Raw genomic sequence first — 26,555 nt, 5'->3', positions numbered from 1 at the left:
GCAAGGGCGGTTGAAGTCGGCGGCTAACGATGAGCCGGCGACATCCCGTGGCTAATCCGCTCGGCGCCAGAATTGGGTGTTAGAACAGGAATGCTGAGCTTTCCTAGAAGGTTGGGCCTTGATGCCGGGTGGACGCGGGCGACTGCGCCACCTTCGTTTCCCCAATCATCGATCACAGCCTCCAGTCGCCGTTTACGCTCGCGGGGCAGGGAAGCCGCGCAACGTGCCCGCTCCCGCGCCGCGCCCCTGTCGCTCGGCGTTGGCGTGCAAACCACGCTCCCGCAATGATGAAGAGGGAGAATATATTGAGATGGACATGTCGCTCTCCTTGCCAAACGGGAGCATAAGTCTCTCTCAGCACAGCATGTTTGGAAATAAGAACTAGGATACGTCAATATACCACACAATATTAGGAACCTAACGCACTCATCCTCCGGCAGTGAGATCGAGCCGCGACGGCAGCCTGTACGACGCATGGACTCGGTTGCCTAACGGTCACATCGATTCTTCTCGGCATATGAACGATGGACGTTGAACGGCGTTACAGCCTTTATGGCTCCCCCTCCGATTGAAAAAGCCGCCAACGCCCTCGTCGCTGAGGTTCAAAAGCAATCAGCAACCCGTCTGGCGTTCTATGATCCTGAAGGCGACTTTCATTTGAGCGCTACAGAGTTAGTCCGATCCGTCGTCACCTCCCTGCGAGAACCCTCCCAGCAGATGATAGACGCGGCCATCTACGAGGAAAGTACCGACCCCCGTGCGACGGCGAAACGTGTTTGGCAGTCAATGATCGACGTCATGCTGGAGGAACGCTGAAAGTCTAACATCCCCAAATGGTCGAATGCGGCTCGGCAGGTTCCTCGGCGATGGTGTGGCCGCTTTGCCAGTCACCCGCGGCCGACCCTCAATTCCAGAATCGGCCATTTTGGGTGCGAAGTTCGAATAGCTGCCCTTCCGGACCTGGATATGGAAAATTGGCCCCGGAACGGCCACAAAGGGTCTGCCTCTCCTGAAGCGTTCTAACTATGGCCGTCAGGGCCATAAGAAATGTGTCATGGGATTATGCGCTGGCATGTCGTCGAGGCCCTCATCGTCATGTGCGTAGAGGCTGGAACCCTCAGGCACTGCCCGCTCAAACCAGGCTTGCAGATCAGTGCAGACTTCGGGCGCCGCAATCTCCTGGATCAGAAGTGAGGCCGAGGGTGTGTTGACAGAAGTGAGCAACCCTTCATGGGAACGGCCACAGGCGAGATTAGCTCCGCCGTTATGTACGGCTCGCCCCACAGCGAGGACCATGGTCGATTATGAGTGTCGAACGGCTGAGCAGGGCAAACTATTGTTGCTGGCGCAGGGACCGGAAGCGCATCGCTATATTGCACATGGCGGACAAGAGTAGCCAATAAAATGCGACGTTGGCGCTGAATGGCCAAAATCGAAAATCGTCTTCGAGAATGCTGATCTTGTTTTCGATAGAAATGCCAGGGCGGTCGAACAGATAGGGTGCTGGCCACCCTGCGTTCAGCACTGGCTTGGGGCAGTATATGTCAAACCCGTCTTTCGATTTGCCCAGGGCGCAGAAGATCGCGTGATCTGGTCCGTGTCGCTGGAGCGCCGCAGAGGATCCAGCAAGTGGGAGCGCCGCTAGTCCGAGGATCATGCAGGTGATGAGGCTCACAGCCCTATTGCCAAAGCGCGAGGTGGATGGAGGCCGTCGCGGAAAGTGTCAGTTCGCCGGGCGCGACACGCCCAGGCGCCGAGCGCCTCACCTCCCGTCTCGGCTTGGATGACGCCGCCCGCCGCAAATAGCGCCAAATGAGCGACCTGGCGGCTTTGCCCTTCTCCGCTGACGACCTGCAAGGTTTCCTCCGGCGTCAGGACTGAGGTGGCGGTAGGTAGCTGAGCCTTGATGAGCCTCTCTGCCCCGTTATAATTGGCAGCGAGAAGATAACTATGCCGATGCCTATGCAAACGATCGGCAGTGACAGCGGCAGACGCTTGAGTGCGAGCGGGAGCCAGGCAACTAGGGCGATCAGAAAACCTGATAACGTCAGCGCCACAATATAAGGGTCAGGAGCCCATATGTCCTCGGTCATCGCCTATGAACGGGGAACGGCGCTATTCGTTCACCGGAACTCTCTGTCAGATGATAGATGCCATACTCCGACAATCGCATCAACGCGCAGACATGTGTCAGCACCGACCGACCTTGGTCGCTCACCGCCGAATCTGCTGTTTCCAAGGCACACCTGCAGCTTCCGGGTGTAGGTTCTCCTAAAGGCAGCTACATGACCAGCACGTGCCCGGCAGCAGCGATCGCCTTGTATCACTGAAGGCCGCAATGGATAGGCTGCCCGATCTCAACGAAGTTGTAGTCAGGGCAGCAAAACCGCCAGCCAGCCGCGACTATCCGAGAAGTCATTTTGATGGCCGGGGATCAGTTCGCAGATCCCCGGCCGATCAATTACCAGTTGAAGCGCAGTGTGGCGCCGAATTCGCGTGGCGCCGTTATGTTCGCCAAACGGTAGCCAGAGTCGAATGGGATCGGATCAAGGGCTTCAAACACGGGCAGCGAGCGCGTTCCGACTTGGAAGTTACCTTGGGACACGCGCTGGGCACGGGTTTGGTCGAGGAGGTTCTTCACAAACAGGTTGAACTCCCAACGATCTTCACCACGCAGGCCGACAAAAAGATCGATCTTAGTGAAGTCCCGATATGTATAGTCGCTATTCTGCGACCTGAAACCAGGCCGATACGAGAGCAGCCCCCGAACAAACGGGGTCAGAGAACCCATGGCGAAGCGAACTTCACCATTGCTGGTCAGGCTGAATTTTGGAACATCCGCGATACGATCGTTGCGGGTGCAAACAGCTACCTGCTCAGTTCCAGGAACGCTGGGCGTACCAATGGAGTCCGGCACGCCGTCACCATTATAATCGTTACAATATAGTTTGGCGTTATCGTAGTGAGCGTCCGCGTAAGTAGCGTTTACGTTAAAATCCACCCATTCAGAAGGTTGGAAGCCTAGCTGAACTTCAACGCCCTTGCTGATCGCATCACCAAATGTCGGCAGCGGCGCAGTCGCTGTATCGGTGCGACCGGGAACGCGTGAAGAGTTGGTCCTCAGATCGGGCGCGAAATCAACATAGTTTTTAAACGTCTGATAGAAGGCTGCAATATTGAGTGTCACTTTCCGGTTGAACAAGCTTGATTTTAAGCCGATTTCAAAGCCGTCCGACGTCTCGTCAGGGGTTTGAAGATATTTCTGGTCTAGATCGGTAGTAACGCCGGTCGCTGCCACGCCGGGACGGAAAGAGCGGCCGTAGTTAGCATAGAGGTTAAGATCGGGATTGACGGCCCAGCTGATCGCCGCGCCACCAGTGAGAGCACTCGGCTTTACCACGCTGGGCTTTACCGAAGATGTAGGTGCTCCGCCATCAATTACGAGGGTAGTCGTCTGCGTCCGAGTTGTCGTGCCCCACGTCTGGCGCAAGCCGCCAGTGATCGTCAGGCCGTCAACCACCTCATAACCAAGCAATGCCGACACCGCATAGGACTTGCTTAGGATAGGAAGGGTGACTGCAACATCCACAGGGACCGTGAAAATCTGCGGTGGAACAGGACCGGGTCCAGTCATGCCAGGAAAGATGCCCCCGAATGGATCGGTGAAAAAGACGTCATTGCTCTGGTTTACGCGGACGTCATTGAACTTTGAATAATCATAGTTGGCCGCGATCGCCCAATTCAGGCGCGAATCGCTCGGCGATTGAAGACGGACTTCCGCAGTCCAGAGATCATAGGGGGTGTGGACATGCTGGTTCAGCTGATAGCCGGGGACCGCATTGCCCTCGTCCTGATCTCGCTGCTGTTCCAGACGGGTCTTTTGATAGCCCCCGTTGAAAACCAGTTCGCCCCAACCAAAGTCATAGTTGGTATTGAGGGTGACAAGATGCGTTTCATTGGTGAACCGCAACGCGCCTTCGCTTACCGCCAAGCGATCGTTCAGGCTGATCGCGGGGCCGCTCCGCAGGGGGAAGAAGCTGTTCGGGCTCGGCTGATTGCCGGGGCCGAACACGGCACGGAACGGACGCGTGTCTGTCCAGAGATATTGGTAGACCAGGTCGGCACGGAATTCTGACGACGGTTGCCACGCAAGCGAAATACGTCCGCTCATCGTTTCGTTGTAAGATTTACGTCCGTCGACATTCTTCACCTGACCGGCACGGTTGCGGTCATATAGAAGCGCGCCGCGCACAGCGAGGCTGTCCTGGATGATCGGCACAGACGCCGCTCCCTGGAAATTGTATGCATGCAGGTCGCTGGCTGCCGCCTGTGCATAGCCGGTCGGCTTGACCAGGTCCGGGCGAGCGGAGCCGATGACGATCGAGCCTGCAGGCGACACCTTGCCACGGAACAGGCCCTGCGGTCCGCGCAGAACCTGGATCTGGCCGATGTCGTAAATGGCGCTGAAGAAGGTGTTGGGATCTACGTCGATTTCGTTGAAATAGACCTGAACTGCGTCACTCGATCCGCTATCCGGATTGAACGATATGCCGCGCAAAGTGGCGATATTGCTTCGGCCGTCGCCATTCTCGAGGGTTAGACCCGGAACGATGTTCTGGATTTCCTTAACATCGAACAGGTTAAGCTTGGCGACTTCCTGTCCTGATACGACATCGACTGCGACTGGCGTTTCCTGCAGCGTTTCCGCGCGGCGTGTGGCAGTTACGATGATTTCCGCAGCGTTCGGTTCTTCCGCGCCCTGCTCCACTTGTTGCGCCGCTGCGCCGCTGGCGATGGCCAGTCCGCAGGCACAGCTCAACAAGCTGATGAGATGATGACCCCTTCGACCTTTCATAGTCCCCTCCATTTTGATGACGATTATTCGTTGCTGGGCAGCGAACATCTTAGAGGAAGGGTTTGCGCGCCATAAGCATGCATCCCACCATGTGGAACAACGCTGATAGCTGGCGCAGTAGCGCCTGGAACTATCCAGGCGCTACGCCCCCTTTAAGATGCGCACCATCCTCACACCAGGAGCGTGGGCGAGATCAAATGCATCCTTCACTTATCCCATGATGTGGGATGACGGGGATCGTCGATGCCATTGACTTAGTGTCACCAACTCGTTGTCTTAAACCGCGACATAGGATGATGGATGGTAAATGGTGTGCACGAGTTTCCGTCCCAGACTGCAATAAGTGCCGCTGAAGGTGATAGCCTGCTGTCCACGAACCTAGGACAACCGGGGCGTCATATTGTGGCGCGGCTGTTAAAATTGATTGCCGGGCGCGGAGGCAACGCCGCCGGTGTGTTGCGGACCAATGGTTTTGACGAACCGCTGGAGCGATTTCTCGTCAGCACGCTTCCCGAACTGGATATCGCGGATCTGCAAAAACTATCGTCGCGCGCCAGCGTGGAACTGTCGGACATACAGGCCGCAGCCGCTGGACGACCGCCTTTCCGGGGCGGCGATTGGCGACTGCTTTTCTACTGCCTCGTTGGCAGCCGCACCTTGCGTGAGGCCATCATGCGCACCGAGGAATTGCTGCTGGCGATTGACGGGCGGATGGGCAGCATGACGTTGAAGCGTAGCGGCGGAAAAGCTGTACTGTCCTACACCGGCGCGCGCAGCGGCGATGAAGAGATGGATTTCATCGTGACGCTGCATGGCCAGTTGATGTTCCATTCGATCTTCAGCTGGCTGATCGGCAAGCCTCTCGATGGCATAGTTGCGCTCGATTTTCCCGAATCTGCCGTGCAATACTTGGACATCGAACTGCTCCCATTCAACTTGCTGCTGGGCGCGGATCAGCTGGAAATGCGTTTTGCCGCGTCCATGCTTGACCAGCCGGTCATTCGCACCATGTCGGATTGCGAAGCGTTGCCGACGCTCAACTTTCTGTTCGGGTTGAGGGTCGGCGAAGATCCGTTGGAGATCGTGCGCCGGTCACGCCACTTCATGGCGCTGGCTCTGCGCGATCAGCGCAAGCTGCCCTCGCTTGAAGAATTGGCGCGGCACCTTGCCATGGCACCGATGACGTTGCGGCGCAGGTTGCACAGCGCAGGAACATCATTCCGGGCAATTCGGGATGAGCTGCGCCATGAAATGGCCATCGACATGCTCACCAACAGCCGCATGTCGATCGAAGACATCGCAGAGCGGCTGGATCTGTGTGATTCCGATGCCTTGCGCCGGGCATTTCGTGGCTGGACCGGGATGGCACCTACCGAATTTCGCCGCGGGCTAGCGCAAGCCAAAATTGGATAGGTCAGACGGTGGCAGGCCAAAGCGGTCCTACCTGGTCCGCAACTCCACCAATTCCACAATCACTCCATCGGGGTCCCGCACCACGCTGTTGATCACCGGCCCCTTTTCATCCGCGGCAGCGATCCTGATCACGGGAAATCCTGCCTTTTGCAGCCGTAGGGCCACCGCGCGGCTGTCACTGACCCGAATACCGACTTTCGCGCCGGTCGAACGGTTCTGCGTCGCATCCGGCTTTTCATGATGGATCAGGATCAACAGCGGTTCGCTGGACCTGGGATCACCTGAAAAGTTGAAGGCGATCTTTTCCGCGGGATCACCCGGTTTGCTGACGGTGAAAACCGATTTCATGCCCAATGCATCGACATAGAAGGACTTTGCACGCGCCATGTCCGCCACTTCCAGCGAAAGGAAGCTGAAGCCTGATGCCGTCGCTGGATTTGCCTGTTGCGCCAGGCCGGGGGATGCCAACAGCAGGGACAGGAGGATCAGGGCAACCCTTTTCACGTCATGATCTCCGACAAGGTGCGCGAGGTTCGCATCGCTTCTGTGCCCCATGCATCGACGGGAACACCCATCACCTGCTGCATGGTCAGCCCGACGCGGGAAATGGGATCGCCCTGGCTGGCGACATGAATACCGCTCTTCACCTTGCCCCCTGCCCGGCCGGCAAGCATCACGGGAATGCCGTTCACATCATGATTCTTGGCATAGCTGACCTCGGAGTGGGCGACCACCAGCATATTGTCGAGCAAGGTGCCGTCGCCCTCCTTGATTGCTGCCATGGCCGCAACAAAGTCCGCCCATGCCTGCATGCTTTGCGTCGAAAATTCATCGACTGTGGGCTGATAGCCTCTGGCGCGATCCACCTGCTCCTCATGCGTCGCCTGATGATAGGCGGTTGGCGATCCAGCCTGCCGCAGATCGGCGGTGGCGGTCGAGAACACCATGTTGAACACTTTGGTCTGGTTGCACGCCATCGCCATCGCCAGCATTTCCGCCATCAGCTTGTGGGATTTCTGCCGAGCCGGAACATCGGTGCTGGCGGCAATGTCTTCGGGCTGCGCCGGAACGACGCAGGCCTCTGCGCGGGGCGGCTTTTCCAATTGCAGCGCCAGCTTGTTCTCGACCTCACGAATTGAAGTAAAGTAGCTGTCGACGCGGGCCTTGTCCTCAGCACCCAGCTTGCCCAGCATGCGGCGGCGCTCCTCAGTGACGGCGGAAAGGACGCTGCGCCGGGCCATGACCTTGGGATCGGGCGTGAACTCCGCCGCGTTGGGATCACGGAAATCAGCGCCGAAGATCCGGCGGTAGAGTTCCATCGGCGACGCGACGCTGGGGTTCATCTCCGTCCCGCTGCGATAGGAAAAGCTGGTGCGCGGGTTGCCGTCCGCGCTCAATTCCAGGCTACGGAACAGCGTGCCCGCGCCAATGGCGTCGGCAATACTGACGTCGAAGGTCGGACCCGCGATCTGCTGCCAGGTATCACTGGGCGTACCGGTGCGCAGCCCAACGTTGCCGGAGATGTGAGGCTGGTTGCTCTTGCCGCCCAGCGTGACGCTGAAGCCGGAGAGTACCGACACCTTGTCCTGCACCGGCTTGATCGGTGCGAGTTCGGGCGGCAGGTCATAATTGGCTCCCGCCATCTTGGGATTCCAGCGATCTGGAATCATCCCGCATCCCCAGAACCAAGTGCCGAAACGCACCGGCAGGCGGCCGCCGCCATAGGTTGCGGCCAAGGCCGCGCCGTTATTGTCGAGGAAATAGTCGAGGAATGGCAGCCCCACGGCAACCGCTCCCCCGCCCAGCATGCCGCGCAGCAGAAATCCGCGCCTGTTCAAAGACGTCATCAGCCTTTCCTTTCTGACGATGGCTTGCTCGCGACACGGGGCGCCGCAGGCGACCGAACGGCGAAGAATTGGGGATCTATGGCGATCCGCCGGAACAGCGAGCGAATGCGATATCCGGCGCGGGCGAAATCCTCATGCAGCCGGTTTGTGATTGTTTCCTCGGACGGCAACAAGGCCCGGCCAGCGGCATAGCGCCATGCCGATTGTGTGAGGCACTGCGTCACCTTTGGGTTGTCGTGCAATGCCTTGCCGAGCCCCGCGCTGTCATTGAACGCGATCTTGTCCAGCATGCCGGTAGTGTCGATCGGCACGCCATTTTCTGTCGCCCGGAACTGCCCAGCGCCATCGAAGCTATCGAGCGTTAGCCCCATGGGATCGGTCAGCTTGTGGCAGCTGGCGCATTCCTCATCATCCAGATGCGCCTTCAGCCGCTCGCGCGTGGTACGGAAGGCGGGATTGCTTGTGTCCTGAACGATGGTGAAGTTCACATTAGCGGGCGGGGCCGGAACATGCTCGCACATCAGTACCTCCCGCACCGCCTTGCCGCGCAACGTGGGCGAAGATCGGCCCTCGTGCGAATGGAGCGCCAGGAAGCTGATCTGTGTCAGCACGCCTACGCGCGGATCATCATCCGGCAGCGTGACCATCGACCAATCGCGTGGTCCATGAGGCATGCGGTAGAGAGGACTCAGCTGCCGGTTCATCGCCACACGCCGTGTGGTGAACAGGTCACGATAATCGCCATTTTCCGCCACCAGCAGCGTTGTGATGGTGCGCAACGTTTGTTCGCGGGCAGCAGGCGCGGCGGAGGAGCGGAAAGCCGGATAGATGATGCCGTCCTTTGACAGCGACATCATGCCTTCCAGTTGCAGAAAATCGTCGAAGAAGGACCGCACGCCTGTTTCGAACCGGGGCGAAGCCATAAGCCGGTCGACCTGGGCCGAGAGACCCGCCTGCGTCATCAGGCTACCGTCGGCTGCAGCTTGCAGAAGTTGCTCGTCCGGCGTGCTGTTCCACAAGAAATAGCTGAGCTTGCTGGCCCGCGACCAGGCGTCGATCGTGCGGCCTCCCGGGGCGCGGGGGTCCGCAACCTCCCGGTCCGTCTGGAACAGGAAAGGCAAATCCGACAGCATTGCCGTGAGCATGATCGCAAGGCCGCCGTGGAAGTCCTTGAGGGTCGCTGACGCCGCCACGGTCTGAGCAACGGCAAGCTTCACCTCACCATCCGTCAGCGGCCTCCTGTATATGCGGAGGCCCACCCGCTTGAAAAAGCCCTCTGCACAAGCCGCGCCCTGGGGATCGGACGGCTGGGGCGCGCATCCGACCAGCTTGTCGCGATGCTTCGCGTCGACCACCTGTTCGGCGATGCCCCGTGCGATCTGCTCATATTGCTCGGCCCCAGCAGGCGTCAACGACACCGCACTTGTGCCCGCCGCCAGCAGGCCTCCGACCCGCATGTCAGGCTCGAACCTGCCGCTGACCTTGATATCGGGTCCGAATATGTCGGCGATGGTGGCGCGATATTGCGCTTCGGTCAGCCGCCGGAATTTGGGCGCCTGCTGTTGCTGCTGAGCCGCTTGTTCCAATGGCGCATCGGCATATCCGGCACTTGCCGCCAACAATATGGCGCCTATCGATCCGAGCGCGGTGACAGCGGACAAAGCGCGAAGAACACGTGAAGAATTTAGCGGACCAATCATGGTTGCCTCCCCGACGCCACCTGCTGCGGCTTGATCAGAAAGACGGGCACGCCTTTGAAACGCAGCGCGGACGAGATGGCGCTGTTGCGTCTGGTCTTGGGGTCGGGATAGGCATCGGCATAGCGGCGCACCGCCTTGATCAACGCCGGGCAGGACATGCGTGTCAGATTGGCGCCGACCTGGGTCGATTGATGATAGTTATCCTCAATGCTCGCCAGCGTGTGATAGCCGTAAATGCCACCTTCGATCGCTTCGCCGGGCTTGATCTTCGCCTGGATGCGCGCCTGGCGCAGTTCGCGATAGCTGTCGATGATCTGTTCGCGCAGCCGCACCTGCAGGTCAAACGGCTCGGTGATCAACTCGCCGTCGCGAATCTTTCCCTTGGCTTGCGCCATGAAGCGGCGATCCTGATCGACGTCCAGGCTGGCCCAAGCCAACGGCTTGCCCGCACCTGACAACTCCAGCGGACTGGCGCTGGCGTAAAGGCGAACCGTCACATCATCGTCATTCGCTGGATCGTCGACGCCGCTCACTTCCACGAGCGTGGGCGAAGACATGGACGTGATCACATTGTCCGCCACCTTCGGCGTACCGAAGTCGCGCGTCGAAAAGGTGCATCCAACCGCCCGGATCAGCTGGTTGTCGACCCCGGGCTGCTGGTCCGGGCCGACATAATCCTCCTTGCCATTGCGGCCATCGAGATCGATGCCATAGGCGACAGGCCCGCGATAATCCTCATTCCCCTTTTCCATGAACGGGAAATCTTCGGGATTGGTGCAACTGTCATAGGCGAACCGCGTACCGAGAAAGGCAGGAATTCCCTTGCCTTTCGGGATGTTATATTTCTGCCGCAATGCCTGCTGCTCGACCTCGGTCAGGCGCGCCATGCTGCCGTTAGAACCGGAATCCTTGCCTGTCGGCACCATCTTGAAGCCGAGCCGTTCGCCCATCAGCTTGTGCAGCTCCTGTACCTTTTCAGGCGCTTCATATTTCGCCCGTTCAGCGGGAGGCAGGCTTTTCAGGAATAGGTCGGCTGAGCTTAGCGACAAGCCCCGGCACGCCTTTTCATCCTCATAGGCCGCCACGTAGATGTTGGTCAGCGCGAAGGAAAAACTCTGCGGTTGCGGCGCGGATGCGCCCAACATCAGCAGGCTGGCCGCCGCCAGCGATCCGGTCGCGGCGCACCTCTTTAGGCCATGAGCCCTCATATCTTTCATCATCCTCTATCCTGCCGCCTCGCGCTGTTACGCTGGCGTCTGCGCTTCTTATTCCGCAGTGGATCGAGGGCACGCCACGGCGTTTCTGTTCATCAACCCGGCAGAAATGATCTCAAATGACGGAAGGCACCCTAAACGGCAGCTTCAGACCGCTCGTCAGAAACTCTGCGCCGCGATTTCCATGCTCATCCGCTGTGCCGCGCTGATCAGCGTCGGGCCTAACTCATCCAGCCGCGCGCGGGCAAGGTGGGATGATCGATCCGAAATCGACAGCGACCCCTTCGGCAGGCCATAGCGATCGTTCACGACCGCCGCGACGCAGCGCAATCCGCCGCTATGCTCTTCATCATCGAGCGCATAGCCGCGCATATGAATGTCTGCCATCTCCCGACGGAGCCGGTCGCCATCGATGATGCTGCGCGCGGTGCGGGCCTTGAGCGGCGCGCTGTTCAGATAGCGGTCGAACTCGGCCCTGGACCAATGCGCCATCAGCACCTTGCCGGACGCCGTCGTGTGCAGCGGTAGGACGGCGCCTGGCCGGGCAGCCGTCTGGCGGAACCCGTTCGCCGCAGCCTGACCGACATAGCAGATGCCAGCGCCTTCCGGCACGGCGATGTTCACGCAATGCTGCACTTCGGACATCAGTGATCGCATGATCGTACGGCCTAGCTGCCCCAGATCGCGCGTTTGCGCGAACACGGCCCCGACCGTGAAAGCCTGCACCCCGATGGACCAGCCGTTCCTGCCTCGGTCAAACGCCACATAGCGTAGCGCTTCCATGGTCGTCAGCAGGCGATGGGTGGTGGATCGTGGCAGCCCGACAGCGCGGGACAGGTCGCTGAGCGTCATATTGTCGCTCTTTGCCAGTTCATCGAGAATGCCAAATGCCCGCACCAGCGACTGAACTCGCCCTAGCAGGCCGTCTTCCGGCTCTTGCTGACTATCGGCCACGCTTGTTCCTCACCTTGCCTGATTACCACCGCACGAGCGACAACCTTTCGAACTGGTATGACCTGTTTGCTCATGCTTGTCGATATATTTTCTGCGTAGTGGACAAGGACCACGCTCGATCGGGATGTTCCGTATGATGGGATGATGAATTGTAGATGGCGCTGCTTGAGTTAACTTCATCGCCGCAAGGAGAGATGATGCCCGACATATTGCCACTCGATCGCCGCGCAGCGCTCGCATTGGGTGCTGGCGTCCTGCTGTCCGGAATCGAGCCTGCCTTCGCGCGCCGGTTGGGCAACGCTACACCCCCTGATTGGGCGAGCGGGCCGATGCGCTGGTTCCAGCTGGCCTTCACAGAAGATGATCCGGGACGCTACGATCCCACATTCTGGACCGACTATTTCCGGCAGATTCGCGCTGATGGCGTGTGCCTCAGCGCCGGGGGCGGCATCGCTTTCTATCCGACTGCCGTCCCCTATCATGGCATGGCACAGGGGGTCGGCAAGGGCGTCGATCCGTTCGGCGACATGGTCACGGCATGCAAGACACTCGGGCTCCGCGTGCTGGCCCGCATTGATCCGCACGCGATGAACGCGGCTGCAGCCGCCGTCCATCCCGAATGGGCGCTGACCGGCCCCGACGGGAAGATCAAGCGGCATGGTAGTGCGCCGGACCTCACCCTGACCTGCGCCTACGGACCTTATAATTTCGATCTGATGCCCAAGGTGATCGAGGAGATCGCCCGGCGCTATCCAGTGGACGGCTTCTTCGGCAATCGCTGGAACGGCAGCGGCACCTGTTATTGCCAAAGCTGCCGGACGCTCTACCGCGCGGCATCTGGGCAGGACATCCCGCTCGATCCGGACCCGTCCAAACCGGAGGGGCGACGCTATGCCGCATGGGTCGAAGATCGGCTCTTCTCCCTAATCGACCTGTGGAATGCGGCAGCGCGCAAGCACCGGCGGGAAGCCTTCTTCATTCCAGGCGGTGATCGCCGGGGTCTGGTCGATCTCAATGGACCAGCCCTGTCGAAACGTCTGCCGCTTGCTTTCTGCGACCGGCAGGCGCGGTCATCGGATGGCTCTCCCTGGGGGACGGGACCGGAGGTCTGGGGCGCGGGCCGCTACACGCGCGAACTGCGCGCTTTCATGAAGGACAAGCCCGTCGGCCACATCATTTCGGTGGGGGTGGAAGAGGCCTATCGCTGGAAGGACTCAGTGCAGAGCCCGGCGGAAATCCGCATCTGGGCCGCTGGCGCGATCGCCCAGGGTGCGCGCCCTTGGATCACCAAGTTCAACGCCAAACCCCTGGATCGCCGCTGGATGGATGTCGTCCGGCAAATCTACGGCTGGCACCATGCCAATGAAGCCTATCTGCGGAACACCCGCAATCTGGCTCGGGTCGGGCTGGTTCATACGCCTAGGACCACCGCCTATCTTGGCGGTTGGACCGGGCGCGGAAAGTTGGAGGAGCATGGCGACGGCTTTTACCAGGCCGCGCTGGAAGGCCGCGTGCCATTCGACCTCGTCGACGAGGATTTCCTGGACGGCGACAGCCTGTCGCGCTTTCGCACCATCATCCTTGCCAACGCGGCGGTGCTTTCGGACAAGCAATGCGATCAGATCCGTGCCTTCGTAGCGCGCGGCGGCAGCGTCGTCGCAACCTACCAGACCTCGCTCTATGACGGTGAAGGACGGCAGCGGGCTGATTTCGGCCTCGCCGACCTGTTCGGCTGCTCCATCGCAGGCAAGGCGGAAGGGCCGCTGAGAAACGCATACCTCACCTTGCGCCACGCGCATCCGGCCATGGCTGGACTGAGCGACATCAGCCGGACCATCGGCCCGCTGTTCCGCCTGCCCGTCACAGCGCGCGATGAGCACGATGTCGCCTTGACGCTCGTCCCCAGCTATCCGGACCTGCCGATGGAGCGGGTCTTCACCGACCGGACAGAGACCGACATACCCATGGCGATTTGCCGTCAGGTCGGGCGCGGGCGCGTCGTCTATTTGCCGATGGACCTCGATCGCAGCTTTGCGGAGCTTGGCCATGGCGATCATCTGACACTGCTGCGCACCATGCTCAACTGGGCGCATGATGAAGCGCATCCCTTGCAGATCGATGGGCCCGGCCTCCTCGACATCGCCTGCTGGCGGCAGGAACGGTCGATCACCGCGCATATCGTCAATCTCAACAATCCCATGGCGATGCGCGGCAGCTATCGCGAAGCGATCCGCACCGGCCCCTATCGCATCCGTCTGCAACTGCCTGAAGGTAGGCGTGCGGCGCGGGCGCGATTGTTGACGGCCGGGGCCGACGTTACGCACAGCGCGACGGGTGGCTGGATCGAGGTGGAGGTGCCGCACGTCGACTTCCATGAAGTGGTCGCGATCGATTTGATTTAGCTTTGCAGCTTTCCCCAATCCGCCGCCGTGAAATTGTCCAACGCTTTCCTCAAGAAAGAACCAGCCGCCGTGATCGACCGCCGCGACATGCTAGCTCTGAGCGCGCTGGGTGCGCTCACCCTCGGCACATCATCGCCTGCCGACGCCGCCGCAGTGATGCCGGACCAGACGAGCTTACCGCTTCATGGGCGGCAATTGCATATCCTCGACCTCACGCACCGGCTGACGCGCGCATTCGCCTTCACGCCGGGCCGCCTCTCCATGGAGGCCGTGGAGGGATCAGGCACGAAAGCAGGTATGGCGCTCAACCGCATATCCATCGTCGAACATACCGGCACCCATCTCGACGCGCCGCGCCACTTCGCGCCGGACGGAGCATCGGTCGGAGACATGGCGATCAGCCAGTTGATCGTCCCGCTGGTGGTCATCGACATCAGGAAAAAAACGAAGGCAGACCGTGACGCACGGGTCGAACCGCAGGACATCGCAGCTTGGGAACGTCGCCATGGCCGCATCCCGGAAGGTTCCTGCGTCGCGATGCTGTCGGGCTGGGACCCACTGGGCGCTTTCGCCAATTACGGCAGCTTGCCCCCGGCCGAGCGGCGCAAGAGCCCCGGCTTCGACGCTGCGGTAATGGACATTCTGATGAAGCGCGACGTGCGGGGAATTGGCGTTGACGCCATGTCGATTGACGCGGGCGAGGCGATGCCCGCCTTCCCTGTGCATCAGGCGTGGCTGCGGAGCGGACGCTGGGCGCTGGAGGGGTTGGCCAATCTCGACCGCGCGCCTGCTGCAGGCGGCCTGTTGTTCGCGGGGGTGGCGCCGCTGGAAAACGCCACTGGCATGCCCGCGCGCGTGATTGCGCTTTATTGAACAAGCGCTGCGGCGCCCGCCCGTGCAGGAGCGAGCGCCGCAGCCAGTGTCGTCAAGCGCGCATCAGCGATCCGCCATTGACGTCATAGATCGCGCCGTTGATCCAGCGGCCATCCTCTGAAAGCAACATGGCGACGACGCCCGCATGGTCTTCGGATTCGCCCAGGCGCGTGTGCGGGGTGCGCGCCATGAAATAGTCGGCCCATTTGGTCGCTTCTTCGGCATTCGCTTCCATCGCCTTCTTCATTTCGCCAGTGACGGTGAAGCCGGGTGCGAGCACATTGGCGGTGATGCCTTCCTTGCCCCAGCGCGCACCGACATGGCGCGCAAGCGCGTTCACGCCCGCTTTGGCCATGGCGTAGCAGGGACGCGTCGGCTCGCCGCCATGCGCCGAGCCGGAGCTCGTGTAGACGATCGCCCCCTTACCGCTCTTGACGAGGTGCGGAACGACGGCGCGCGTGCACAGCAGATGTCCGCGCAAATTGACCGCGATCGTGCGGTCAAAGGTGGAGAGATCGATGGCAAGCGCATCGCTATCCTCCATGATGACACGCAGATCCGCCGCGTTGATGTGCGCGCCATCCAGGCCACCGAAACGGCTCACCGCTTCCTCGGTCGCCTTCTGCACCGATGCCTCATCGGAGATGTCGACATGAACGGCGAAAGTCTCGCCGCCTGCTTCCTGCGCCACCTGCGTCGCGCCTTCGACGTTGATGTCGGCGGCGCAAACCCGCGCGCCTTCCTGCGCTAGGCGCTTGACCGTAGCAGCGCCGATCCCGGTCGCGCTGCCGAACACGATAATACGGCGGTCTTTAAGACGATTGTTGGTCATGAGCATCCTCCGGAGAAGCTATGGGTGTGAGAAATGTCTGCGGTTGATTAACCACTCACCAAGTGGTTAGCAGCCCGTTCGAGCGCCGTCACCATCGCGCTGTGATCATTTTCCGCATCGCCGTGCGCAACGCAACTGCTGAAAAGTTGCTGCGCATTCGCCGTGGCGGGTAGCGATATGCCCAGCGAGCGTGCACCCGCCAGCGCCAGATTGAGATCCTTCTGGTGCAGCCGGATGCGGAAGCCGGGATCGAACGTGCGGTCGATCATGCGCTGGCCATGCACCTCCAGCACGCGTGATGCCGCAAAGCCGCCCATCAGCGCCTCGCGCACCCGTGCGGGGTCCGCGCCCGCCTTCGATGCGAAGACCAGCGCCTCCGACACTGCTTCGATGTTCAGCGCGACGATGATCTGATTGGCGACCTTGGTGACCTGTCCCGCGCCTACATCACCGACCAGCGTGATGTTCTTGCCCATCAGTTCCAGCAGAGGCCGGACCTTGTCGAACACATGCTGCTTCGCTCCGCACATGATCGTCAGGGCGGCATTTTTCGCGCCCACTTCGCCGCCGGATACCGGCGCGTCGACATAGTTGCATTCCAATGCTTCAAGCCTCGCCGCAAAATCGCGCGTGGCGATCGGGTCGATGGAGCTCATGTCGATAATGGTCGTGCCGGGCTTCACACCCTGCACCACGCCGTCCGCGCCGAAGAGTACGTGTTCGACGTCCGGGGTGTCGGGCAGCATCAGGATCAGGCACTCCGCCTCTGTCGCCACCGCTGCGGGCGTGGCGCATGCGATCGCGCCGCCTTCAAGCAGTTCGTCGGGCATCGGCGTGCGATTGGCGCAGCTGTAGATCGCGTGCCCTGCCGCTTGCAGATGCCCAGCCATGGGACGGCCCATGATGCCAAGGCCGATGAACCCGATCTTCATGTCATGCTCTCCTGGAGTTGAGATAATCGCGTGCCCAGCCTAGGCCCGCCTTCGTGTCGCCCGCAGGCCGGTACTCGCACCCGATCCATCCATCATAGCCCAGCGCATCGATATGGCTGAGCAGCCAGGGATAGTTGATCTCCCCGCTTCCCGGTTCGGCGCGGCCCGGATTGTCGGCCAACTGCATATGGCCGATCCGGGGCAGCAGCCGCTCGATCGTGCGGGCAAGATCTCCTTCCATGATCTGCATGTGGTAGATGTCATATTGCAGGCGGACATTGCTACGAGCTGCCTCATCCATGACAGACAGGGCTTCCTCAGTGGTGCTGTAGAAATAGCCGGGAATATCGACACGCGTGTTGATAGGCTCGATCAGTATTTCGATACCGTCCGCTGCGGCCAGATCGGCGGCATACCCGATATTGGAGACCAGCGCGGCACGGAATTCGGCACTGGCAGGCGCCTTTCCAGCCATCAGATGCAGGCGCGGGCAGCCTAGCGTCCGGGCATAATTCAGCCCCTTCGCCACGCCCGCGCGGAATTCCTCGACCCGGTCAGGAAGCGCCGCAATGCCGCGCTCTCCCCCTGCCCAATCACCTGCGGGCAGGTTGAACAGAACGACCTCAAGCCCGCACTTCTGCGCGCGCGCCGCCACGTCGGCCGGATCATGGTCATAAGGAAACATGAACTCGACGCCGTAAAAGCCGGTCGCCTCTGCCGCATCGAAGCGGTCGAGGAACGGCAGGTCCTGAAACATCATCGACAGATTAGCCGCCAGCTTCACCATATCTCTTCTCTCTCAATTCGTTCCGGTCAGAAGGCGATGCCCAGAACGAGGTCCATGACATTGGTTCCCGTCGGCCCCGTATGGACCAAGTCGCCGGTCGCTTTGAACAAGCGGTAGCTGTCGTTGCGCGCCAGCATCTCCGCCGGGTCGAGCCCCGCTGCCCGCGCTCGTTCATGCAGGGCGCCATCGGCAAACGCCCCCGCCGCATCGGTCGGCCCATCTGTGCCATCGGTGCCAGCGGCGAGCAGCGCGGCATTGCCCTCCCCGGCCAGCGCCAAGGCTGCGACCAGCGCGAACTCCTGATTGCGCCCACCCAGCCCGTCGCCTTTCACCTGCAAGGTGGTTTCACCGGCCGACACAAGCAGCGCAGGGCGATCCTGCGGCGGCACGGCCCGCAAGGCGTCCGCCATCCTCAGCGCTGCGTCATGCGTGTTGCCCGCCATTCCCGCGTCGACATCGTAAGCGCTCAGCCCCTCCCGCGCCGCGATGCCGTGGACCGCCTCGACAAGCATGGCGCTGTCCGCCAGCATCAGCGCCTCGTGGCGCCCTTCGGGTTCAGGAGGAGCCTGCATCTCTTTCGCGAGCGCATCGCGGATGGATGCGGGCACCGCTTGCTCGAGTCCATAGCGCGCCAGGATCGCCATCGGATCCGTAAAATCCGCGCTGCACGGGAAGGTCGGCCCTGATCCGATCATGTCTAGGTTGCCGCTCGGCACATCGGATATCAGCAGAGTCAGCACAGATGCAGGTTGGAGATGGCGCAGCAGCCCACCGCCCTTCACCCGCGACAGTCGCTTGCGGACGGCGTTGATCTCCTCGATCGACGCGCCGGATCGCAGCAGCATGTCCGTCACCGCCGCCTTTTCCTGCAACGTGACGCCTTCGATGGGGGCGACCATCAGGGCGGACGCACCGCCGGTCAGCAGAACGATCACGCTGTCGCGCTCTGTCAGCCCTTCGACCGTGCGCAGCATCTCGGCAGTCGCGTCGACTCCTTGCGCATCAGGGATGGGATGTCCCGCCTGTAGCTGCCGGATGCGCGTCAGTGGCTCGGCATGGCCATGCTTCACGATGACGCAGCCGTCCGAAAGGCGATCCCCGAGCAGCGTTTCCACACCCTTCGCCAAGGAGCCAGCCGCTTTACCCGCACCGATTACAAAGATGCGGCCTTCCGGGTGCAAGGGCCAGTTGATGGTCTTGCCCCGGTGGCGGATGCGCCAGTGGTCGCCCTGCGGGATGCCCAGCCCTTCGACCAGCCTTTCCCCGCGCACGGCGTCCAGCGCCTCCACGTAAATCTTTTTCAGCAGCGCGCGGGTAGCTGCCGCTTGTGGAAGGTCGCCCATGCCGTCAGGGCACCAGCAGGGTGAAGGGATAGACATAGGCCTGCAGCATCACGAACAAACCGATGAGCGCCCCCAGCACCAGGCTGTGAAGGAAGACATGGCGCAGGATGCGGCCTTCCTGCCCGAACCATTGGGTGGCGGTAGAGGCGACGACTATACTCTGCGCATCGATCATCTTGCCCATGACCCCGCCCGCGCTGTTCGCGCCCGCCATCAGCACGGGCGGCAGGTTCAGCTGTTCGGCGGTGATCTTCTGCAATCCGCCGAACAGCACGTTCGACGCCGTATCCGATCCGGTCACGGCAACGCCCAGCCATCCGAGCATCGTGCCGAAGAAGGGGTAGAGCACGCCCGTCGCCGCAAAGGCCAGCCCCATGGAAGCATCGATGCCGCCATATCGGGTGAGATAGCCCAGCGCCAGCATCGCCGCGATGGTGAGCAGCGAGGGCAGCACCAGCTTCCACGTCCGCAGATAGACAAGGCCGATCGTCCGCGCAGGCACCCGCAGCAGCACTGCCGAAGCTAGCGCGGCCACCAGTATCGCTGTGCCCGTTGCTGAGAGTAGGTTGAGATTATAAACCGCCTTTTCATATTCCGGCGCGGTCACGACGGGGGGCAGTCGCTGGATCACGCCATCGAGCCCGGCGAAGGGCAGGCGCAGCGCGAAGATAGCGTCCAAGCCCTGCTTCATGAAGGGCAGACCCCACAGAAAGACGCAGGCGGTCAGGATGATCCACGGCATCCACGCACGGCGGACTGCGGCAGAATCATGCAGCAGCTGGGCACGGGCCGCTTCTACCGTCGCCGCCACGTCCCGCTCGTCGCCCGCAGCGAGCTTTGCCTCATTGACATGCATGATGCGCGCGGGCTGCCATATCCGCAGGAAGCCGATCAGCGTAGCGATCGAGGCAAGCGCCGCGCCGATGGAGGTCAGCCAGGGACCGTGAAGATTGGAAATGAGCAGTTGCACGACCGCAAAGCTGACGCCTGCGACCAGCACGGCGGGCAACACTTCCATCGTTCGCCGCCACCCGCAATATGCCACCATCAGCCAAAAGGGCACGATGATAGCGAAGGGCGTCATCTGCCGCCCGACCATCGCCGACAGTTCAAGCAAAGGAAGACCCGTCACGCCGGATAGCGTGACCAGCGGCGTCCCAAGCGCGCCGAACGCCACAGGCGCGGTATTGGCGATCAGCGATAGCCCGGACGCCTGCAGGCGCGTGAAGCCAAGCCCGATCAGCATCGCGCCCGTCACCGCGACCGGAGTGCCGAAGCCTGCCGCGCCCTCGAAAAAGGCGCCAAAGCAGAAGGCGATGAGCAGCAACTGCAACCGGCTGTCGGCCGTGATCGACGTGATCGCCCCGCGCAGGACATGGAACTGCCCGGTCGTCTCCGTCAGTTGATACAGAAAGATGATATTGAGCACGATCCAGCCGATCGGCAGCAGTCCATAAGCCGCGCCAAACCCAGCAGCGCGAAGGGCCAGCCCCGCAGGCATGCCGAATGCGAGCACTGCGACCGCCAGACCTGCACCCAGGCCCATAAGCGCTGCGATATGCGCGCGCACATGGAACAGGCCGATAGCGCCAAGCAGCACGACGACAGGAATGGCGGCGACAAGTGCGGACAACAGGCCGTTGCCGAACGGATCGTAATTCTGCGCCCAGATCATTGCGCCACCGTTGCCCTTTTCCCGATCAACTTCCGCTCCCATCGCGCCGCAGCTTTTCGCGGGTTCAGCACCCTCGGTCAGCGGTCGCTAGGCTGGAGAGCATGCTAACGAAACTCGTCTTTCCGCGATGCGGAACATATTCGCCGTTGAACGGCATGCGTTCCACAGGACGGAATGCAGTTTGCCGGATGATTGTCCATCGCGCTTTGCCGGAGCAGAATGGACATGGGGAGTTCGAAACAATCGGGAGCGTGACGAGCATGAAGTTGAGAGCGAACGGCGGGATTTCGCGCCGCGACCTTGTGCGCGCCCTGCCCGCAACAGCGATGGCGAGCGCCCTTCCCATTCAGAGCTGGGCCGCCGCAGATGTTGGCAGCTTTGATCGGCGGCAATGGTGGAAGCATGAATATCGCATCCTCCAGACTAATCTGCGTGAGATCGATGCGCTGGAAGACCCTCGGACGATCGCCCGCGAAACGCGCGCTTTCGGTGCGAATGTCATCGTGTCGAATATCGGCGGGATCGTCGCATTTTATCCCACTCAGCTGCCGCTCCATTATCGCAACCCGTTCATGAAAAGCGATTTCGCGGGTGAAATGGTCGCCGCCGCGCATGCGGAAGGTCTCGCCTATATCGGGCGCTTCGACCTCTCCAAGGCGACCAAGCCCGCTTTTGACGCGCATCCCGACTGGTTCATGCGCAACCGGGACGGCACTCCGCGCGAATATGCCGGGACTTACCAGGCCTGCCCAAATGGCGGTTGGGCGCAGGAGTACAGCCTGCAAATCTTGAAGGAAGGGGTCGAGCGGCACGATGTCGACGGCCTGTTCTTCAACATGACGGCTTTTGTCCGAACCGACTATTCCGGCGTCGACCACGGCATTTGCGTGTGCGACAATTGCAAGCGGCGGTTCCGTGACTTGTACAAGCTGGAACTACCCCGGACTGAAGACGGGACTGATCCGAACTGGGGCGCCTATCAACAGTTCCAATCGCGCATCATGGCGGAACTTTCGGCCAAAGCGCGCGACATCATCAAGACAGCACGTCCAAACGTGCCTCTGATGGACTTTTTCGGCGGCGTAGTCGCGCGCGGAGAGGTGCAGCGGCGTGTTTCGCGCAAGGCGCCGGAATGGCCGCACGCCATGGGTGAACAGACGCGAGCCTTGATGGCGCTGGCGCCAGGCAAGGCTTTTTCCGCCACCTCGACCGCACATATGGATTATCCATGGCGGCAGGTGACGGAAAGCACGCAAAACCACATGCTGCGCTTTGCCCAAGCACTTGGGACTGGAGCCAAGCTCGATCTTTATCTGATGGGGACGCTGGGCGATCAGGATGACCCGCGTTTCCTGCCGCCGATTTCGCGCCTCTATCATTGGCATGCCGCCAATGAGCAGCACTATGCAGGACTGGAGCCGGGCGCACGCATCGCGCTCTACAATATGGGCTCGATCTTCCAGCCGGCTGGCACGGGACTGGCCCGCTATGGCAACAATGCGCAGCGGGGCGCCTATCAGGCGCTAGTCGATGCGCGCCTGCCATTCTGGATGACCAACGGTATGCAAGTGGCCAAGGCCACCCGCGACAGGGCCTATGATGTCATCATCATGCCGCATATCATGACCCTTGATGAAGGTGACGCCGCCGCGCTCGATGCTTTCGTAGAAGCAGGTGGCTTGATCATTGCCACTGGCTATACCGGCGCGCTGGGCAAGGACGGCAAGCCGCGCAGCATTCCGGCAATGAAATCAAGCCCCGTAGGCAGCTTTGGCCAACCGCGCGACGGCCATGGCTGGTCGCTCGACATGAGCAAGGCGGCCATTCCCATGGGCCCAGGCCGGATGCCAATCGACGAGACATTCTTCCCGGTGACGCCCCGCAGCGGCGCGACAAGCCTGATCCCGTTCGCGCCGGACCAGCGCTTCGGCCCCCCCGAATTTTCCTACGCCCGGCCCGGTGACACGGCGCGCGCCGACGCGGGCGCGCTGGTCATGGCTTATGGCAAGGGGCATCATGTCCATATCCCTTGGCTGCCCGACTGGCTCTATTATCGTGACGGAATCGACGCGCATCGCGTGCTTTTCGAAAGCCTGATCGCTCGCTACGCCCCACCGCCGCCCCTTCTTCTGGAAGGCGCAGGTCCGATCGAGATGATGGCGATGCGGCAGCCCGCTGCGGGCAAGATGCTTGTCCACGTCATAAACTATTCGGGCCAGCGTAACACCCATTATGGCGATCCGGTGATTGCCCAGGGGCTGAAGCTTGGCGTTCGTGGTCTTGTAGGCGGCACAGCCCGGATGCTGGTGGCTGGCAAGGCGGTCAAGGGCAAGCAGCGTGCGGGGGACCGCGATCATCTGTGGTTCGATCTGCCGCCGGTCGATACGTTCGAGGCGGTGCAACTCACAATGATCTGAAAGGACAAGCGGGGGAGCGGCGGCTGACCGCCTCTCCCCCGCCCAATACGGATCAGAAATTCGGAGCGAGGTCCATCAAGACGATGCCTTGACCGACCCCTGCGTCGATCACATCCGCCGACCCCACCTGCGCCGCGACCATCCGGCCGTCCGGCCGCACGACGGGATTGCCGTACTTCCAGCCGCCATATTGCACTATGTTGGTCATGCGCGTGTAGCGCGGCTTCTTAGGATCAAGGTCCAATATGCACAGATCCATGCCCTTCGAACGGTCCTGCGCACATTCGACGAAGGTTCGCTTTCCATCAGGGAAAATCCCCTCAACTTCGCCATAGAGGGTAGAAGGCGTGGGATATTCTGTGATCTTCCTGGTAGCGAAATCGACCGAAAGAACTTTCGTCTCGACACCCGTCGGCCCTTTGCCGAAACCGTAGCAAGGCATCGTCAGGCCTTTGTCGCCCGGCAAGAAGTCCTGTGCCTCAACAAAGCATTCGGTGGTCGTCACGATTTCCCGCACGTTTTCAAGCTTTGCCGACTGCCCGTTGACGGCAACGCGACCGGTGTAGATGGTCGTGGATGCCGGCTTGCCGCCAGCTGCCGCTTTCACCTGGCTCCACGCGATCATGTTGCTGCGCGGGCTGACCGCTATCCCTTCGAACACGGTGATGCCCAACGGAACAGGCGCACTCATCGCCTGAGCGTCCATCCAGAACAGTTCGATGCGGCCATGCCGGGTTTCTTCCCGCGTCTTTCCCAGAATACGGGGGCCAAGCAGAAGGTAGCTGCTGTCAGGGAGATAATGCACCCGCAAATAGCCCTCGCTGGGCGAGTGGCTGGTCAAGTTGCGCGTGCGGCCGGTCGCCATGTCATATTCATAAGCGTCGCCATAGGATTTGCCGATGAACGCCAGCTTGTCCCCCTTGGTCGAGAACACGGGCCTTTCTCCAAAGGCGGAGATCAGCCGCTGCCCGGGCGGCATGTCTTGAATGGGATTGCCCGGCTTGTTTCCTAGCGGCATCGTCGCGGGCACGGCCTCGCCGCGTGTAAAGGTCTGCGCGGTGAGTGCGGACAAGGGCACTGCCGCAAAGAGCGCGGCGGCCAGTACATGCTTTGCCTTCATTGATCTTTCTCCTTAGCCTTGCGCAAGCAGCTTGGCGGCTGCTGCAAGTCAAGCCGATGTCATGGATGTTTCACCATATGGACAGCGCGACTAACCGCTGGTCAGGAAACGCTGCGGGCGGTAAAGCCAATGCATGACCATCGAGTGCGCCGCCGTCCCCACAGAACCGGAGACTTCAGGATATCGCCGGGTGCTGGCGCACCTGCGCGACCTGCTGGTGAATGGCGGCGTGGAGACAGGGCACCGCCTGCCGAGCGAACGGGAACTGGCGTTGAGCCTGGGGGTAAGCCGTCCCGCCGTGCGCGAAGCCGTCCGCGCGATGGAGATGATCGGCGTGCTGGAAACGCGCCACGGACGCGCCAGCACCGTGCGCATCCCCGATGCAGCGGTCTTGGGGGAGTTCTTCTCGCTTGCGCTGGCGCAGCAACCCGCGATCATCGACGACATTGTCGAGGTCCGCATCGCACTGGAACGGCAGGCGCTGCGCCTTGCCTGCACCCGGGCGACGCCTGAAGACCAGCGCAACCTCGAAGCAGCGCTGGAGGAGATAGAAGCGACCATCGACGATGTGTCGAGCGGGGGGCATGCCGACCTTCATTTTCACACCCAACTTGTCGCCGCCGCACATTCCCCCGCTTTGACGACTGTTTATGGCACGATCACGCATCTGCTGGAACGGTCGCATGTCGAACGGCGCAGGCGCATCGCGGACAGCCCGAAAGCGCGGGATTATCTGGTCGATCATCACCGCAAAATCTATGAGGCCGTCCGCGCTGGCGACGCGTCCATGGCTGACGATTTGATCCTCAGCCATTTTGCGATCGGCGCCGCGTGGAAGCTGCAGGGGACGATCCCGGATGCTTAGCCGTCGATCAGGATCGCGCGAAAGTCGTTGACGTTGGTGCGGGTCGGGCCGGTGAACAGCAGATCCCCCAACGCCTCGAAGAAACCGAAGCTGTTATTCTCGCGCAGCATTCCGCTCGCTGACAGGCCGGCCGCTCTGGCCCGCGCCAGCGTGCTTTCGTCAGCGATCGCTCCAGCATGTCCGCCCACGCCATCGATGCCATCCGTGTCGCACGCCAGCGCGGAAATCCCCGGCGCGGCGTCCAGCGACATGGCAAGACTCAACATATACTCGCTGTTGCGCCCGCCCCTGCCCGACGGGTTGCCGACCAGCACCGTTGTCTCTCCTCCCGACAGCAGCGCCCAGCGCCCGCCCTTGCGCTGATGATGCAGGGCCAGCGCAGCGTGAACGATGCCGAGTTCGGTCGCATCCCCTTCCAGATCATCACCCAGATAGACGGGCCTATATCCCGCCGCCGCTGCCACCTCCCCCGCAGCTTCCAGCGCCATGCGGTTGCGCGCGACGATCCGCGTGTCCGCGCGCGCAAGTTCAGGCGATCCGGGACGCGGCGTCGCATGCCGGTCATCGTTCAGCACAGCCATCACATTGTCGGGGACCGTTATGCGATAACGCTCGATCACCCGGCGCGCATCCTCCAGCGTCGTGCGATCCGCCACGGTCGGGCCCGACGCGATCAGCGCGGGATCATCCCCCGGTACATCAGAGAAGGCGAGGGTGACGACCTCCGCCGGGTGCGCCAGCGCGGCGAGACGGCCGCCCTTGACCTGCGACAAGTGCGTGCGCACGCAATTGATCTGCGATATGGTCGCCCCGCATAGCAGCAATTCCCGTGTCACGCGGCGCTTGTCATCCAGCGATACGCCATCGACCGGCAGCGCCAGCAGAGCCGACCCGCCGCCGGATATCAACGCCAGCAACTGATCCTGTTCGCCAAGGTCGCGCACGGCTTCCTGGATCATCTGCGCCGCGTGCAGGCCATGCTGGTCGGGCAAGGGGTGCCCCGCCTCGATGACCAGCGCATCGGCCGGCAAAGTACCTGGCGGCAGTCCGTGATCATAAGGAATAAGAACGATCGCCTGCGTACCCGGCGGCGAATGGCGCAACGCCACGCTGGCCATCGCCGCTCCGGCCTTCCCCACTGCCAGTACCAGCCGCCGTCCTTCCGGAGGGGGCGGCAGATGCGATGGCAAACAGCGCTCGGCCGATACCGTTGTCAGGGCGACGTCGAACATCTCCCGCGCCAGCGCAATCCGCGCCGCTTTCACCCTGTCGCCTTCCGTCAATGTCCGTTCCTCGCCCGCCGCTATGTCTTTGGCTTACAAAGCG

21 protein-coding genes are annotated in these 26,555 nt (G+C 61.6%); 6 read left to right on the top strand and 15 right to left on the bottom strand.

Annotated features, from left to right (window positions below; all coding sequences use genetic code 11):
• Window positions 1-552 precede the first annotated feature (552 nt).
• Window positions 553-816, top strand: coding sequence for a hypothetical protein (locus NCHOL11_RS15430; RefSeq protein ID WP_097093471.1), 264 nt, complete (start codon window positions 553-555; stop codon window positions 814-816).
• Window positions 817-1,032: 216 nt separating this feature from the next.
• Here NCHOL11_RS15430 and NCHOL11_RS18875 read toward each other — a convergent pair whose 3' ends face one another.
• The 3 genes from NCHOL11_RS18875 to NCHOL11_RS15410 form a co-directional block, all read right to left on the bottom strand.
• Window positions 1,033-1,296 carry a YjbQ family protein gene (locus NCHOL11_RS18875; protein ID WP_097093470.1) on the bottom strand — a complete coding sequence of 88 codons (264 nt, stop codon included), beginning with the start codon at window positions 1,294-1,296 and terminating at the stop codon, window positions 1,033-1,035.
• 37 nt (window positions 1,297-1,333) lie between these two features.
• Window positions 1,334-1,675, bottom strand: coding sequence for a hypothetical protein (locus NCHOL11_RS18440; RefSeq protein ID WP_217991102.1), 342 nt, complete (start codon window positions 1,673-1,675; stop codon window positions 1,334-1,336).
• 786 nt (window positions 1,676-2,461) lie between these two features.
• Complete coding sequence (locus NCHOL11_RS15410) at window positions 2,462-4,903, bottom strand: TonB-dependent receptor (protein ID WP_097093468.1); 2,442 nt, start codon at window positions 4,901-4,903, stop codon at window positions 2,462-2,464.
• A gap of 354 nt (window positions 4,904-5,257) precedes the next feature.
• Between NCHOL11_RS15410 and NCHOL11_RS15405 the strand changes: the two genes are divergently transcribed.
• A complete protein-coding gene (locus NCHOL11_RS15405) occupies window positions 5,258-6,268 on the top strand; it encodes a helix-turn-helix domain-containing protein (RefSeq protein ID WP_176502312.1) in 1,011 nt (336 codons plus the stop codon).
• A 27-nt stretch (window positions 6,269-6,295) separates the two neighbouring features.
• Here the strand turns inward: NCHOL11_RS15405 and NCHOL11_RS15400 are convergent, their stop codons facing one another.
• The 5 genes from NCHOL11_RS15400 to NCHOL11_RS15380 form a co-directional block, all read right to left on the bottom strand.
• Window positions 6,296-6,772 carry a VOC family protein gene (locus tag NCHOL11_RS15400; protein ID WP_176502311.1) on the bottom strand — a complete coding sequence of 159 codons (477 nt, stop codon included), beginning with the start codon at window positions 6,770-6,772 and terminating at the stop codon, window positions 6,296-6,298.
• A complete protein-coding gene (locus NCHOL11_RS15395) occupies window positions 6,769-8,115 on the bottom strand; it encodes a DUF1552 domain-containing protein (protein WP_255254869.1) in 1,347 nt (448 codons plus the stop codon). Before NCHOL11_RS15395 ends, NCHOL11_RS15400 begins: the two co-directional genes overlap by 4 nt.
• Window positions 8,115-9,776, bottom strand: coding sequence for a DUF1592 domain-containing protein (locus NCHOL11_RS15390; protein WP_217991101.1), 1,662 nt, complete (start codon window positions 9,774-9,776; stop codon window positions 8,115-8,117). The genes NCHOL11_RS15395 and NCHOL11_RS15390 overlap by 1 nt, the downstream gene beginning before the upstream one ends.
• Before the next feature lie 35 nt (window positions 9,777-9,811).
• Window positions 9,812-11,035, bottom strand: a complete 1,224-nt coding sequence (locus NCHOL11_RS15385) for a hypothetical protein (RefSeq protein WP_141397888.1) — start codon at window positions 11,033-11,035, stop codon at window positions 9,812-9,814.
• Between the two features lie 153 nt (window positions 11,036-11,188).
• A complete protein-coding gene (locus NCHOL11_RS15380) occupies window positions 11,189-11,983 on the bottom strand; it encodes an IclR family transcriptional regulator (protein ID WP_097093462.1) in 795 nt (264 codons plus the stop codon).
• Window positions 11,984-12,180: 197 nt separating this feature from the next.
• Here NCHOL11_RS15380 and NCHOL11_RS15375 point away from each other — a divergent pair, with 197 nt between their 5' ends.
• Together NCHOL11_RS15375 and NCHOL11_RS15370 are read left to right on the top strand one after the other, a co-directional pair.
• Window positions 12,181-14,385 carry an alpha-amylase family protein gene (locus NCHOL11_RS15375; protein ID WP_176502310.1) on the top strand — a complete coding sequence of 735 codons (2,205 nt, stop codon included), beginning with the start codon at window positions 12,181-12,183 and terminating at the stop codon, window positions 14,383-14,385.
• Window positions 14,386-14,412: 27 nt separating this feature from the next.
• Entirely contained in the window at window positions 14,413-15,258 is an 846-nt protein-coding gene (locus NCHOL11_RS15370; protein WP_097093460.1) for a cyclase family protein, read from the top strand.
• Between the two features lie 52 nt (window positions 15,259-15,310).
• Here the strand turns inward: NCHOL11_RS15370 and NCHOL11_RS15365 are convergent, their stop codons facing one another.
• The 5 genes from NCHOL11_RS15365 to NCHOL11_RS15345 are packed head-to-tail and all read right to left on the bottom strand — an operon-like array spanning window position 15,311 to window position 20,869.
• Entirely contained in the window at window positions 15,311-16,090 is a 780-nt protein-coding gene (locus tag NCHOL11_RS15365; RefSeq protein WP_097093657.1) for an SDR family NAD(P)-dependent oxidoreductase, read from the bottom strand.
• A gap of 47 nt (window positions 16,091-16,137) precedes the next feature.
• Complete coding sequence (locus NCHOL11_RS15360; protein ID WP_097093459.1) at window positions 16,138-17,022, bottom strand: 2-hydroxy-3-oxopropionate reductase; 885 nt, start codon at window positions 17,020-17,022, stop codon at window positions 16,138-16,140.
• A gap of 1 nt (window position 17,023) precedes the next feature.
• Window positions 17,024-17,809 (bottom strand): 2-oxo-tetronate isomerase, encoded by a 786-nt coding sequence (gene otnI, locus NCHOL11_RS15355; RefSeq protein WP_097093458.1) that lies wholly within the window; start codon window positions 17,807-17,809, stop codon window positions 17,024-17,026.
• A gap of 26 nt (window positions 17,810-17,835) precedes the next feature.
• Window positions 17,836-19,152, bottom strand: a complete 1,317-nt coding sequence (locus NCHOL11_RS15350; RefSeq protein WP_217991100.1) for a glycerate kinase type-2 family protein — start codon at window positions 19,150-19,152, stop codon at window positions 17,836-17,838.
• A gap of 4 nt (window positions 19,153-19,156) precedes the next feature.
• The gene (locus NCHOL11_RS15345) at window positions 19,157-20,869 is read right to left on the bottom strand and encodes an L-lactate permease (RefSeq protein WP_217991099.1); all 1,713 of its coding nucleotides are present in this window, start codon (window positions 20,867-20,869) and stop codon (window positions 19,157-19,159) included.
• A 218-nt stretch (window positions 20,870-21,087) separates the two neighbouring features.
• Here NCHOL11_RS15345 and NCHOL11_RS15340 point away from each other — a divergent pair, with 218 nt between their 5' ends.
• Complete coding sequence (locus tag NCHOL11_RS15340) at window positions 21,088-23,244, top strand: alpha-amylase family protein (protein ID WP_176502308.1); 2,157 nt, start codon at window positions 21,088-21,090, stop codon at window positions 23,242-23,244.
• A gap of 52 nt (window positions 23,245-23,296) precedes the next feature.
• Here the strand turns inward: NCHOL11_RS15340 and NCHOL11_RS15335 are convergent, their stop codons facing one another.
• Window positions 23,297-24,364 carry a hypothetical protein gene (locus NCHOL11_RS15335; protein ID WP_097093455.1) on the bottom strand — a complete coding sequence of 356 codons (1,068 nt, stop codon included), beginning with the start codon at window positions 24,362-24,364 and terminating at the stop codon, window positions 23,297-23,299.
• 133 nt (window positions 24,365-24,497) lie between these two features.
• On the opposite strand from NCHOL11_RS15335, the gene NCHOL11_RS15330 reads away from it, so the two are divergent.
• The gene (locus NCHOL11_RS15330) at window positions 24,498-25,229 is read left to right on the top strand and encodes a FadR/GntR family transcriptional regulator (RefSeq protein ID WP_097093454.1); all 732 of its coding nucleotides are present in this window, start codon (window positions 24,498-24,500) and stop codon (window positions 25,227-25,229) included.
• Here the strand turns inward: NCHOL11_RS15330 and NCHOL11_RS15325 are convergent.
• Entirely contained in the window at window positions 25,226-26,512 is a 1,287-nt protein-coding gene (locus NCHOL11_RS15325; protein WP_201516542.1) for a glycerate kinase type-2 family protein, read from the bottom strand. The genes NCHOL11_RS15330 and NCHOL11_RS15325 overlap by 4 nt on opposite strands.
• Window positions 26,513-26,555 lie beyond the last annotated feature (43 nt).

The sequence above is a fragment of the Novosphingobium sp. Chol11 genome (genome assembly GCF_900218065.1).
Lineage (GTDB): Bacteria > Pseudomonadota > Alphaproteobacteria > Sphingomonadales > Sphingomonadaceae > Sphingobium > Sphingobium agri.
The sequence above is the reverse complement of the archived record's forward strand: the minus strand, read 5'-3'. Positions and strand labels throughout refer to the sequence as shown.

Coding starts and splice junctions, on each gene's coding strand:
- NCHOL11_RS15350 (WP_217991100.1), bottom strand. CDS start 19,152: ATGGGCGACCTTCCACAAGCGGCAGCTACCCGCGCGCTGCTGAAAAAG.
- NCHOL11_RS15330 (WP_097093454.1), top strand. CDS start 24,498: ATGACCATCGAGTGCGCCGCCGTCCCCACAGAACCGGAGACTTCAGGA.
- NCHOL11_RS15395 (WP_255254869.1), bottom strand. CDS start 8,115: ATGACGTCTTTGAACAGGCGCGGATTTCTGCTGCGCGGCATGCTGGGC.
- NCHOL11_RS18875 (WP_097093470.1), bottom strand. CDS start 1,296: ATGGTCCTCGCTGTGGGGCGAGCCGTACATAACGGCGGAGCTAATCTC.
- NCHOL11_RS15335 (WP_097093455.1), bottom strand. CDS start 24,364: ATGAAGGCAAAGCATGTACTGGCCGCCGCGCTCTTTGCGGCAGTGCCC.
- NCHOL11_RS15410 (WP_097093468.1), bottom strand. CDS start 4,903: ATGTTCGCTGCCCAGCAACGAATAATCGTCATCAAAATGGAGGGGACT.
- otnI (WP_097093458.1), bottom strand. CDS start 17,809: ATGGTGAAGCTGGCGGCTAATCTGTCGATGATGTTTCAGGACCTGCCG.
- NCHOL11_RS15385 (WP_141397888.1), bottom strand. CDS start 11,035: ATGATGAAAGATATGAGGGCTCATGGCCTAAAGAGGTGCGCCGCGACC.
- NCHOL11_RS15430 (WP_097093471.1), top strand. CDS start 553: ATGGCTCCCCCTCCGATTGAAAAAGCCGCCAACGCCCTCGTCGCTGAG.
- NCHOL11_RS15375 (WP_176502310.1), top strand. CDS start 12,181: ATGCCCGACATATTGCCACTCGATCGCCGCGCAGCGCTCGCATTGGGT.
- NCHOL11_RS15360 (WP_097093459.1), bottom strand. CDS start 17,022: ATGAAGATCGGGTTCATCGGCCTTGGCATCATGGGCCGTCCCATGGCT.
- NCHOL11_RS15345 (WP_217991099.1), bottom strand. CDS start 20,869: ATGGGAGCGGAAGTTGATCGGGAAAAGGGCAACGGTGGCGCAATGATC.
- NCHOL11_RS15365 (WP_097093657.1), bottom strand. CDS start 16,090: ATGACCAACAATCGTCTTAAAGACCGCCGTATTATCGTGTTCGGCAGC.
- NCHOL11_RS15340 (WP_176502308.1), top strand. CDS start 21,088: ATGAAGTTGAGAGCGAACGGCGGGATTTCGCGCCGCGACCTTGTGCGC.